Genomic DNA, 11,120 nt, shown 5'->3' on the forward strand with positions numbered 1-11,120 from the left:
TAGTTTATAAGAGCCAGTCCTGAGTGACTGGCTTTTTTATGTCCATAAGCAACACGCGCTTGCAGCCAAAATTTAAGCGCTTACACTAAAGGTTCAATGATGAGCTCACTATAAGAATAACAAGATGCAGTATTTAAACCTCTTCAACGCCACTAAGCTATCTCAGCTACTCAACACCCGTGAGGGCGAAACAAAACTAGGGCAAGTCGTACAGCTGGCTAACCCTTCACATGATTTAGCCACCAATCTAACCCAAGCAAAATCAAGCGGGGCACACTTTGCGATTATTGGAATTGGCGAGGATATCGGCCCACGAGCCAATTTAGGTCGAGGGGGCGCAACGGATGCCTTCGATAGCGCCATGGGACAATTCCTCAATTTACAATCAAACCGATTTCTAACAGGCGAGCAATGTTTAGTGCTGGGGCAAATTGACACCGATGATCTGCAGCTTCCAGCTAACGCATGTGCCGACGCTTTAAGAGACAATGTCGAAAAACTCGACCAACGAGTGATCCAGCTCTTATCCGTCGTATTTAGTGCTGGTTTAGAGCCTATCGTTATCGGCGGCGGCCATAACAATGCTTACGGTTTACTAATGGCAGCAAAAGCCAGCCTTAAGCGTCCGCTTGCCGCAGTCAATCTGGATCCACACTCAGACTTTAGACCTAAAGAAGGTCGACATAGCGGCAACGGTTTCAGCTATGCAGCCGCATCTGGTGCACTGGCCTTTTATCATGTACTTGGCTTGCATGAGCTTAAAAATAGTGAAACGACACTGGAACAACTTAAAGCTTTTGGCGGCCACTGGCATACTTTCCAGCAAATTTGGGTACGACGAGAGCAGAGCTTAGAAGGTGCGCTAAAGAGCATCGCCAAAGAACTGATTAATACTCAGCTGCCGGTTGCATTAGAGCTAGATCTCGATGCTATAACCAATATGCCTAGCAGCGCTTCTACCGCTGCAGGTGTGCCGTTACTGGATGCCTTGTTTTACATCAACTATATCGCTAAACATTGCCCTACCGCCTACTTGCACTTAGCTGAGGCAGCGCCAAGCTGCCATGCAGCCGGAGCCCTTGCTGGTCATCGCGAAACAGGTCAAAGTATCAGTGAATTGATCTACTCCTACATCAGTGGACGTATTAATGCACTATAGCCATTAATAATTATTCAACAATGACAAATAGTGTGTTGTAATGCGCTGTCAATTTTGCGATAGACCGCGTAATCACTCATTTTCTTATTATCATAAAGTGGATTGTTAACATTCGTCACAGACTGATAGATGAAAGATTCAGCAATCCGCTTCAATGGCTTACAATCGCACCAATTTAATTGCTTATGTATAGGAACAGATAGATGTCAGACGACCCTTCAAACAGCACTCACTTCGGTTATAAAACTGTCGAAGCTGAAAAGAAAGCCGACATGGTTGCTGGCGTATTTCATTCTGTCGCAGCAAAATACGACATTATGAATGACGTTATGTCTTTCGGTATCCACCGCATGTGGAAACGCTTCACTATCGAAAGTGCAGGCGCACGTCCAGGCATGAAAGTATTAGATCTTGCTGGCGGTACTGGTGATTTAACGGCTAAGTTTTCTCGTATTGTCGGTGAAACAGGTCAAGTAACCCTAGCCGATATTAACGACTCCATGCTTAAGGTCGGTCGTGAAAAACTACGTGACAAAGGTATTGTTGGTAACGTTAATTACGTCCAAGCTAATGCTGAAGCCTTGCCTTTCCCTGATAATCATTTTGATATTATCACCATCGCTTTTGGTCTACGAAATGTGACCAACAAAGATGCTGCAATTGCTTCTATGCTGCGCGTGCTTAAACCTGGCGGAAAGCTATTAGTACTTGAATTTTCAAAGCCTCAGCATGAAATCATGCGCAAGGTATATGATATCTACAGCTTCAAAGTACTACCAAAAATGGGTTCTTTAATCACTAAAGATGCAGACAGCTACGAGTACTTAGCAGAGTCAATTCGTATGCATCCTGATCAAGAAACGTTGAAACAGATGATGGAAGATGCTGGCTTTGAGCAAGTCAATTATACCAATATGACTGACGGTATCGTTGCCTTACATAAGGGCTATAAATTCTGATAGGGCTCACTATGTCTCGTGACTTGTCACTACTGACTTGTGCCGCGATTGAGATCAGCTTAAACAAGCTGATCTCTCAATCTCCTGAAGATTACGCTAAATTGCGTAATCTTCATGGCAAAGTACTCTGTATCCAGCTTTCACAGCTTAACTGGCCGCTATACTTCTTATTTGCTAAAGAGATCCAAGTCTTCTCTCACTATGAAGGCGAAGTCACAACCAAAGTTAATGCCGATGCCACTACCCTCTACCAACTGACCGAGGGGGCAAATCTCACCGAACTTATCAAACAAGATAAACTCAGTCTCGAGGGTGACCTCAGCCTATTACAAACATTCAGCCATTATATGCAACAGGTTGAAGTCGACTTTGCCGAGCCCCTTTCACGCTACATTGGTGATGCGCCGACCCATTTTATTCATCAAGGGATTAAACAGGCTAAGCAAGATGTCACTAGAGTTCTACGTAAGACTCGCTCACATCTTGGGCAACTCACCACTGAAGAATATCGGCTCGCTCCCCATAAGCTCGAATATATCTATTTAAGTGATAAAATCGATGACTTAGCCGCCGATGTCGAGGCAACAGCTACACGGATTGACCAGCTTATCAACAGGGTAAAAACACAACCATGACAGTAAAAAGTATCAGGCGCGCTTATCACGTTATTCGTACTGCATTGCATTACGGGCTGGATGATTTACTTCCCTCTAAGTTAACGCCTTGGTACTTCAAACTGTTAAGGCATTGCTTCTTTTGGCTACGAAATCAGCACAAAGATAAAGTCGGTGGTGAACGCTTAAAATTGGCCATGCAGGAACTCGGGCCGGTTTACATTAAGTTCGGACAAATGCTGTCTACTCGTCGCGATCTATTATCTGATGAGTGGGCCGAAGAACTGGCTATGCTACAAGATAGGGTACCGCCATTTGACTCTGCAATCGCTAGGGAGTCTATCGAGAAGGAGCTTAATGCCCCTATCGATAGCTACTTTGATGACTTTGATGATACCCCGCTAGCTTCGGCTTCCATCTCTCAAGTTCATACTGCTACTCTGAAATCTAATGGCGCAGCGGTTGTACTTAAAGTGTTACGTCCTGATGTTGAACAAAAGGTTCATGCGGACCTACAGTTAATGTCTCAAGTCGCCGATTTTCTAGAGATGCTGCTGGGTGCAAATAACCGTTTACGTCCAGCCGAAGTGATTGAAGACTACCGCACGACGATTGAAGGTGAACTAAACCTCAAACTTGAAGCACTGAACGCTATTAAGTTACGCAATAATTTTATCGACTCCAATGCACTCTACATCCCTTATATGTATGAAGAGTTGTGCTTTACTCGCTTAATCGTTATGGAGCGCATCGACGGCATTCCGGTTTCGGATAAAGTGGCGCTAGAAGCCCAAGGTACCAACTTTAAACTGCTGGCTGAACGCGGCGTGGAACTATTCTTTACCCAAGTCTTCCGCGATAACTTTTTCCATGCAGATATGCATCCTGGCAACGTCTTTGTTAGCAAAGAACATCCTAATGACCCTTTCTATATAGGTTTAGATTGCGGCATTATGGGTACGTTGACCGATGAAGATAAGCGTTATTTGGCCGAGAATTTCTTAGCTTTCTTTAACCGCGACTATCGCCGTATTGCTCAACTTTATATTGAATCGGGTTGGGTCTCTGCCGACACCGATGTAGGAGCCTTTGAACAGGCGGTAAAAGTGGTTTGTGAGCCGATGTTCAATAAGCCACTTGACGAAATATCCTTTGGCCATGTTCTGCTTGAGCTATTTAGAACTGCACGTCGCTTCGACATGGTGGTGCAGCCGCAACTTGTATTACTCGAAAAGACACTACTGTATATAGAGGGCCTTGGGCGTCAGCTATATCCACAACTAGACTTATGGCAAACGGCTAAACCTTTCCTAGAGCAGTGGATGGCAGAGCAAGTCGGCCCCAAAGCAATGGCGGCAAAAGTTAAACAACAGTTACCTTATTGGGCGGAACATTTACCTGAACTGCCAGAACTTATCTATGACAACTTGAAAATAGGCCGTGACCTATCTAAAAATCAGAACAAATTGTTAGATCGGTATCTCAAACATCAGCAAAAAGCTCATAAAAGTAACTATCTGTTGATTACATCGGCCATTTTAGTGATCTGTGGCACTATTTTGTTAAACCAAGACGCTACACTATGGGCCTCTTATGGCAGTATTGGCATAGGCATCACTCTGTGGGTGCTGGGATGGCGATCGAGACCAAAGAATCGCAAAATTTAGCTAGACCTAAATAACCAAAGGTTCATAATAGAACCAGTATCTAATCAAGAGGATTCATCCATGGGTGGCATTAGTATTTGGCAACTTCTTATTATTGCTTTAATTGTCGTATTATTGTTTGGAACTAAGAAGTTACGTTCACTAGGCGGCGATTTAGGTGGTGCAGTTAAGGGCTTTAAGAACGCCATGTCTTCTGAAGAAGAGAAGAAGGCTCTAGAAGAAAGCGCAACTGACAAACCAGCTGCTGACACTGCTAAAGTGACAGAAACTGCAAAAGTTGCAGAGACAGCCGAGAAAAAGGCTGAGTCTAAGGATAAAGAACAGGCGTAATCGACTATGTTCGACGGTATCGGCTTTATGGAGTTGCTGCTGATTGGGATCTTGGGCCTAGTAGTACTTGGCCCTGAAAGACTCCCAACCGCGGTGCGCTCAATCTCTAGCTGGATCCGCGCCATGAAAAAAATGGCTAACTCGGTAAAAGACGAATTAGAGCAAGAGCTTAAAATTGAGCAACTGCACTCTGATTTGAAAAATGCAGAGAGTCAGGGTTTAAAGAACCTTTCTCCAGAGTTACAGGATTCAATCGATCAATTAAAAGAAGCGGCTCAATCAGTTAATCGTCCTTATCAAGTAGAAGACGTGCCTGCGGCAAAAGAAACTCCAGCCAAAGAAACATCAACTTCAGAGACAAGTACGACAACGAGTGCTAATTCAGACAAACCTAACGGGTAGTCCATGTCACAACAGCAGCCATTAATCAGCCATCTGCTTGAGTTGCGCACTAAGTTACTGCGAGCAATTGGCAGTGTTCTTTTGGTGTTTATTTGCCTAGTATATTGGGCAAACGATATCTACCACTATATGGCCACTCCATTAATGCAAGCACTGCCTGAATCAAGCAGTATGATTGCAACGGATGTTGCTGCGCCATTCTTTGCTCCTTTTAAATTGACATTAGTTCTGTCGTTTTTTGTTGCAGTACCTTATGTCCTTTATCAGGTGTGGTCTTTTGTCGCCCCTGGTCTATATAAGCATGAAAAGCGCTTGGTTGTACCTCTACTAGCTAGTAGTACGCTACTCTTCTATCTGGGTATAGCCTTCGCCTATTATATTGTTTTCCCTGTAGTCTTTGGATTCTTCACCAGCGTCGCTCCAGAAGGGGTTGAAGTTGCGACTGACATTAGCAGTTATTTGAATTTCATTCTCAAACTGTTCTTTGCTTTTGGTTTAGCATTTGAGATCCCTGTAGCGGTTATTCTGCTATGTTGGGCGGGTGTCACCACCCCTGAAGAGCTAAAACAAAAACGACCATATATCGTGGTCGGCGCATTTGTTGTCGGCATGCTACTAACGCCACCAGACATCATCTCTCAAACTATGTTAGCTATCCCAATGCTGATTCTATTTGAAGGCGGTTTATTGGCTGCGCGCTTCTATAGCAAGCCAGATGAAGACGAAGATAACGATGAGACAGAGCAGGAAAAACCTGAGTCTTAACTCGATTGAATAAATCGTTCTATCGATAAGTAGCATTCTCAAAAATAGTCGTGCTTTGAAAAGGTATTATCTCGTGATAAATCAACGTAGATAATACCTTTTTTGTTTTCTATCCCCCACTCAATCAATTACATTTGTGTTTCAATTACCTCAATAAAATGTAAAATCAATCCGAACCTATCTATAAGGGATAAAAGGAAGTTATTGATGATAAAAGCACAGCTACTCTTACTCACTACCGCGTCTTTAATGCTCTCGAGCGCAGCCCATGCATCTATCGAGACACAGTTAGCTCAGTGTGCGTCAATAGGTGACAAGCTCGAACGCTTAATTTGCTACGACAAGCTTTCTTCATCGCTAACCTCAAACACTGTCATCACCAAACAACAGCCCGTGGCAGAAACGGTCACTGTAGCGGCCTCTACAGCTGCGGTTGTTTCGACTGATAGTTCACATGCCGACTTTGGTAAAGTGAAAAAGGCCGAGGCTGAAGAAGTCAGTAAGATCTATCTCGATGTTAGCAAGGTATCTAAAGATCCCTACGGCGCCATGAAAATCCAATTTAGCAACGGACAAGTTTGGAAACAGACTGACACTCGCTCATTTAGATTAAAAGCAGAGCAAACCGTCTATATCGAGAAAGCAGCGTTAGGATCTTTTATGCTAGGCTCTGATGATCGCAACACCACCATTAGAGTAAAACGTTTAAAGTAATGCCGGAATATATGGATATAGCTGTCAATCTAGTTGGCAGCTCGCTTGAAAAAGACATTCAAAGAGTCGTCGAAGATGCCGCTGCTGAGTCAGTTACTTCTATGGTGGTTATTGGCAGTCACATTCAAGAGAGTGAACAGGCCATCGGCTTATGTGAGCAGTTCCCTCAGCAGCTCTATTGTACCGCTGGAGTACACCCCCATCACGCTAGTGAGTGGCAAACAGATAGTGCTGATCTATTACGAAAACTAACTCTATCACCAAGTGTTATTGCGGTGGGTGAATGTGGTTTAGATTATAATCGCGACTTCTCCCCTAGAGATATGCAGCGCAGGGCATTTGCAGAGCAGTTGGCACTGGCTGTAGAACTCAAGATGCCGGTGTTAATGCATGAACGTGATGCCCACGATGATTTCCTAGCAATTTTAAAAGAATATCGCTCTGAGCTACCAGCGGCTTTATTGCATTGCTTTACAGGCAATAAACAATCTCTCGATGCATATATAGAACAGGATCTCTATTTAGGAGTCACAGGCTGGGTCTGTGATGAACGCAGAGGACAAGAGCTTGCTTCGCTCGTTCCTTACATTCCTAATGATCGGATTTTGATTGAAACAGATAGCCCGTATCTATTACCTAGAAGTATGCGTCCTAAGCCTAAATCCAGTAAAAATGAACCTAAATACCTGCCCTATATTGCTCAATATGTTGCAGCTCTAAGACAGCAAGAGCTTAATGAGTTTGCCGATATCAGCTACAGAAATAGCCGTAGGTTCTTTGGTTTAGAGGATTAATGAAGCTTTATCTTCTACAGCTGTTCCTTATCACCTTATTTCTATTTTCTAGCTTAGTCTCGGCTGGAGAAAGACTACTTATAACTCAGCGTAGCGCTGATAAAATCGAGTTGCAACCGCAACTTTATATTAGCCAAATCGATGCTGATACCAATATCGAACAGCTTGTGGGTTCTACCGTTCAGTGGCAACAATATCAGCCAAAAGCGATGCGGGGCATTGGGGAGAGAGCCTATTGGATCAAGCTATCTATTAGTTACGAAGCGAATGTTTCTAGACAGCAAATTTTATCTATCGCAAACCCGCACTTAGATAATATTGAGCTCTATCACTTTAGTGGCCCTAGCCTGGTTAAACAATTACAAGCAGGCGACAGTTTTCCTTTCAGTCAAAGACCAATTATAAGTACTCATTTTCTATACGCGTTTAATAATCAGCAACAGAAGAACCATGACTTCTATTTGCGAGTAAGCACCTCCGGAACTTTTAACATTCCAGTGACCCTATGGACTAGCGATGCCTACTACCAAAATGCCGAACGACATTCGGTCTTTTATGGTTTTCAGATTGGCGTCTTGATAGCCATTGGTATTTTTAGTCTACTGATTGCAGTGACATCCCATTCATTAAGCTACAGCTACTATGCAGGCTATGTAATCTCCATTACCCTGTTTGTTGCGAGCCTACACGGATTAGCATTTAGATTTATCTGGCCGAACTTCCCGAGCATGCAAGAGTTTGCTTTACCAGCCCTGCTCAGTCTATCCATGATGTTTGCCTTTTTATTCTCAGAAAAGGCCATGCACCTTAAATATCAGAGTCAAACTATGCTGCGACTCTGTCGAGTCAGTGCAGCTATGTCTGCACTACTATTTTTTATAGGGTTATTACTCAACTATTCCACGGCATTAACGATTAATATCTACTCGGTAATGTTATCCAGCATAATATTAATGTGCATGTCACTCTCCCTCGCATTCAAAGGTAATAAGCTAGCAAAACTGTTCGCTATAGGCTGGGTTGGTATGATGTTAGGCGCATTAATATCTGGTGCTATATATCTCGGTTTTCTACGTTGGGACCTTCAGGCAAAAACCCCTTTCATGATAGGCCTCAGTATAGAGGTTGCATTGATGGCAGCCCTACTCGCTATCCGCTATAACGATGAACGCCTAACTAAACTCAAAATACAGAAAGACGCACTCATTCAAGCAAAGAAAGCACAAGAAGCCAAAGAAGAGGCATTACGTATCGAGGCTAGAAGTAGTGAACAATTATCTCAAATGGTGCAAGAACGTACCCTAGAGCTAGAAATTGCGCTACGTGAACTTAATGAAGCTAATCAAAAACTCACCGAGCAGGCTAGAGTCGACAGCCTTACAGGCGTTAAGAATCGAGCTTCATTCGATAAACGGATTGTTGCAGAAGGGCGAATAAGTCGAAGGCAGCAGACCCCACTATCTATTTTAATGCTGGATATCGATCGCTTTAAATTGATTAATGACTCATATGGCCACCTGGCAGGTGACCAAGCTTTACGCGTAATCGCCGATAAATTAAAAGAAACTTTAAAGCGACCAACCGATCTAGTGTCACGTTTTGGCGGTGAGGAGTTTGCTATTATATTACCCAACACTGATAAAATAGGTGCATACCAAGTAGCTGAGACAGTAAGGAAAGCGCTCAGCGAGCTGCCTATTAATTGGGGGGAAGATCGTATCCCTCTCACAGTTAGTATTGGGGTAAGTAGCGAAATAATTACCTCAGAAGAACATACTACTTTACTATTAGAACAAGCAGATAAAGCACTTTATCAAGCAAAGAATGACGGGCGTAATCGAGTAAGACTCTACAACCCCGATCAAAATTAATATCACCATCGTCTGGAGCCAAATGTGAATATTATTACTAGTGCCTACCCACAACGTAGAATGCGCCGTATGCGTAAACATGAGTTTAGTCGTCGTCTAATGGCTGAGAACCAGCTAACGGTAAATGACCTAATCTACCCTATGTTTGTCTTAGAAGGTAACAACCGCACGGAGCAAGTTGCTTCTATGCCAGGTGTAGAGCGCCTTTCAATTGACCTATTACTTAAAGAAGCTGAAGAGCTCGTAGAACTAGGTATTCCCCTAATTGCATTATTCCCAGTCACTCCAGCTGAGAAGAAAACATTAATGGCTGAAGAAGCCTACAATGCAGATGCATTGGCCCAGCGCGCAGTTCGTGCGCTAAAGGAAGCATTCCCTCAGCTAGGCGTCATGACAGACGTTGCACTCGATCCATTCACCACACATGGTCAAGATGGCATCATCGATGAAACTGGCTACATCATGAATGACATCACTACAGAGATCTTAGTTAAACAGGCTCTGTCTCATGCTGAAGCGGGGGCTGATATTGTTGCTCCGTCAGATATGATGGATGGTCGTATCGGCGCTATTCGTAAAGCTCTTGAAGAAGCTGGTCATGTAAATACACAAATCATGGCGTATTCAGCAAAATACTCTTCTAACTACTACGGTCCTTTCCGTGATGCCGTGGGTTCAGCTGGCAACCTAAAAGGTGGCAATAAGCATAGCTACCAGATGGATCCAGCTAATAGCGATGAGGCACTACATGAAGTTGCTTTAGATATCCAAGAAGGCGCTGACATGGTTATGGTTAAACCTGGTATGCCTTACCTAGATATCGTTCATCGCGTTAAAACTGAACTTGCAGTGCCAACCTTTGCATACCAGGTGAGTGGCGAATACGCTATGCATATGGCAGCGATTCAAAATGGTTGGTTAGCAGAGAAAGCCATCGTTATGGAATCATTACTTTGCTTTAAGCGTGCAGGCGCAGATGGCATCTTAACTTACTTCGCTAAACGTGCAGCTCAATGGTTGAAAGAAGACAAATAAGCACTTCTTCCCTATCGAAATACCAAAAAGCCAGAGAACCTCTCTGGCTTTTTATTTCAGCAAGACCAAGCAACCCATCTATAAAAGCTTTGTATACAGATCTACGCACTCCTTTTGCATTACTCCGCTAGCCCAACAGATAGTTACGCTATCATGCGCTCAAACATAACCAGCTTATATCCGATTAGTTAGTACAACTATGAGCTACTCGGTTCACGCAGCGAACACATGGGGGAGGAGAAGCCCTGCTTTGGATGCAACGCATTCAAGGGCTTTTAAGCGCGAGTAACTTGTTACGAAGCTGGAGACCCCGCTCAGCGGCGGGCGACCGTCATGGATGACGGAAGTGTCGATTATGCAGGAGCAATAATCTACTCGACGTTGGGAGTCGTTCTTTTCGCGCAGCGTATATACGAAAAAAGCCCGTTGCGTTAGCAACGGGCTTTATCGCTTCTCTTTCGAGAATAAATAGGCGCCTGGAAATGGCCAGCTTCGAACAAGTTCTCCGCGCTCCATAAGTGCATGAAGCTAAGCTTCATAAACGCACTCACTTCGCCCTACTATCACATGGTAATGATACATGCTGCGCATGCGCTGTTTATTTCCCATGTTCGAGTAACCTTTCAAAAACTGAATATACAAAAAAGCCCCAACACTTCGTGCTAGGGCTATTTCGTATATTTGGCGCCTGGAAATGACCTACTCTCACATGGGGAGACCCCACACTACCATCGGCGATACTGCGTTTCACTTCTGAGTTCGGAATGGATTCAGGTGGTGCCACAGCTCTATGGTTTCCAGACAAATTGG

At 43.9% G+C, this 11,120-nt stretch carries 11 protein-coding genes and 1 rRNA gene; 11 read left to right on the plus strand and 1 reads right to left on the minus strand.

Translation table 11 applies throughout. The features are described 5' to 3' along the window. Positions 1–124: 124 nt before the first annotated feature. From K5Q73_RS04995 to hemB, 11 genes are all read left to right on the plus strand, one after another. Positions 125–1,159, plus strand: a complete 1,035-nt coding sequence (locus K5Q73_RS04995; RefSeq protein WP_220762096.1) for a formimidoylglutamase — start codon at positions 125–127, stop codon at positions 1,157–1,159. A 203-nt stretch (positions 1,160–1,362) separates the two neighbouring features. Next, complete coding sequence (gene ubiE, locus K5Q73_RS05000) at positions 1,363–2,118, plus strand: bifunctional demethylmenaquinone methyltransferase/2-methoxy-6-polyprenyl-1,4-benzoquinol methylase UbiE (protein ID WP_220762104.1); 756 nt, start codon at positions 1,363–1,365, stop codon at positions 2,116–2,118. 11 nt (positions 2,119–2,129) lie between these two features. Continuing rightward, positions 2,130–2,753, plus strand: coding sequence for an SCP2 domain-containing protein (locus tag K5Q73_RS05005; RefSeq protein ID WP_220762114.1), 624 nt, complete (start codon positions 2,130–2,132; stop codon positions 2,751–2,753). Next, the gene (gene ubiB / locus K5Q73_RS05010; RefSeq protein ID WP_220762123.1) at positions 2,750–4,399 is read left to right on the plus strand and encodes a ubiquinone biosynthesis regulatory protein kinase UbiB; all 1,650 of its coding nucleotides are present in this window, start codon (positions 2,750–2,752) and stop codon (positions 4,397–4,399) included. The genes K5Q73_RS05005 and ubiB overlap by 4 nt, the downstream gene beginning before the upstream one ends. Positions 4,400–4,459: 60 nt before the next feature. Next, the gene (gene tatA / locus K5Q73_RS05015) at positions 4,460–4,729 is read left to right on the plus strand and encodes a Sec-independent protein translocase subunit TatA (RefSeq protein WP_220762125.1); all 270 of its coding nucleotides are present in this window, start codon (positions 4,460–4,462) and stop codon (positions 4,727–4,729) included. 6 nt (positions 4,730–4,735) lie between these two features. Continuing rightward, positions 4,736–5,131, plus strand: coding sequence for a Sec-independent protein translocase protein TatB (gene tatB / locus K5Q73_RS05020; RefSeq protein ID WP_220762127.1), 396 nt, complete (start codon positions 4,736–4,738; stop codon positions 5,129–5,131). A gap of 3 nt (positions 5,132–5,134) precedes the next feature. Continuing rightward, positions 5,135–5,896, plus strand: a complete 762-nt coding sequence (tatC, locus tag K5Q73_RS05025; protein ID WP_220762130.1) for a twin-arginine translocase subunit TatC — start codon at positions 5,135–5,137, stop codon at positions 5,894–5,896. Between the two features lie 207 nt (positions 5,897–6,103). Beyond that, a complete protein-coding gene (locus tag K5Q73_RS05030) occupies positions 6,104–6,610 on the plus strand; it encodes a type VI secretion protein (RefSeq protein ID WP_220762131.1) in 507 nt (168 codons plus the stop codon). Next, positions 6,610–7,404, plus strand: coding sequence for a TatD family hydrolase (locus K5Q73_RS05035; protein ID WP_220762133.1), 795 nt, complete (start codon positions 6,610–6,612; stop codon positions 7,402–7,404). The genes K5Q73_RS05030 and K5Q73_RS05035 overlap by 1 nt, the downstream gene beginning before the upstream one ends. Further along, entirely contained in the window at positions 7,404–9,275 is a 1,872-nt protein-coding gene (locus K5Q73_RS05040) for a diguanylate cyclase (protein ID WP_220762135.1), read from the plus strand. Before K5Q73_RS05035 ends, K5Q73_RS05040 begins: the two co-directional genes overlap by 1 nt. A gap of 24 nt (positions 9,276–9,299) precedes the next feature. Next, entirely contained in the window at positions 9,300–10,310 is a 1,011-nt protein-coding gene (gene hemB, locus K5Q73_RS05045) for a porphobilinogen synthase (RefSeq protein WP_028766639.1), read from the plus strand. Positions 10,311–10,996: 686 nt separating this feature from the next. Here hemB and rrf read toward each other — a convergent pair. Continuing rightward, a 5S ribosomal RNA gene (rrf, locus tag K5Q73_RS05050) occupies positions 10,997–11,112 on the minus strand. Positions 11,113–11,120: the final 8 nt, after the last annotated feature.

It is taken from the genome of Shewanella sp. MBTL60-112-B2 (genome assembly GCF_019655055.1).
Taxonomy (GTDB): domain Bacteria; phylum Pseudomonadota; class Gammaproteobacteria; order Enterobacterales; family Shewanellaceae; genus Shewanella.

Bases quoted from the DNA above. Each gene is read 5' to 3' on its own strand.
- tatA (WP_220762125.1), top strand. From the start codon at position 4,460: ATGGGTGGCATTAGTATTTGGCAACTTCTTATTATTGCTTTAATTGTC.
- K5Q73_RS05040 (WP_220762135.1), top strand. From the start codon at position 7,404: ATGAAGCTTTATCTTCTACAGCTGTTCCTTATCACCTTATTTCTATTT.
- K5Q73_RS05035 (WP_220762133.1), top strand. From the start codon at position 6,610: ATGCCGGAATATATGGATATAGCTGTCAATCTAGTTGGCAGCTCGCTT.
- tatC (WP_220762130.1), top strand. From the start codon at position 5,135: ATGTCACAACAGCAGCCATTAATCAGCCATCTGCTTGAGTTGCGCACT.
- ubiB (WP_220762123.1), top strand. From the start codon at position 2,750: ATGACAGTAAAAAGTATCAGGCGCGCTTATCACGTTATTCGTACTGCA.
- K5Q73_RS05030 (WP_220762131.1), top strand. From the start codon at position 6,104: ATGATAAAAGCACAGCTACTCTTACTCACTACCGCGTCTTTAATGCTC.
- K5Q73_RS05005 (WP_220762114.1), top strand. From the start codon at position 2,130: ATGTCTCGTGACTTGTCACTACTGACTTGTGCCGCGATTGAGATCAGC.
- tatB (WP_220762127.1), top strand. From the start codon at position 4,736: ATGTTCGACGGTATCGGCTTTATGGAGTTGCTGCTGATTGGGATCTTG.
- K5Q73_RS04995 (WP_220762096.1), top strand. From the start codon at position 125: ATGCAGTATTTAAACCTCTTCAACGCCACTAAGCTATCTCAGCTACTC.
- ubiE (WP_220762104.1), top strand. From the start codon at position 1,363: ATGTCAGACGACCCTTCAAACAGCACTCACTTCGGTTATAAAACTGTC.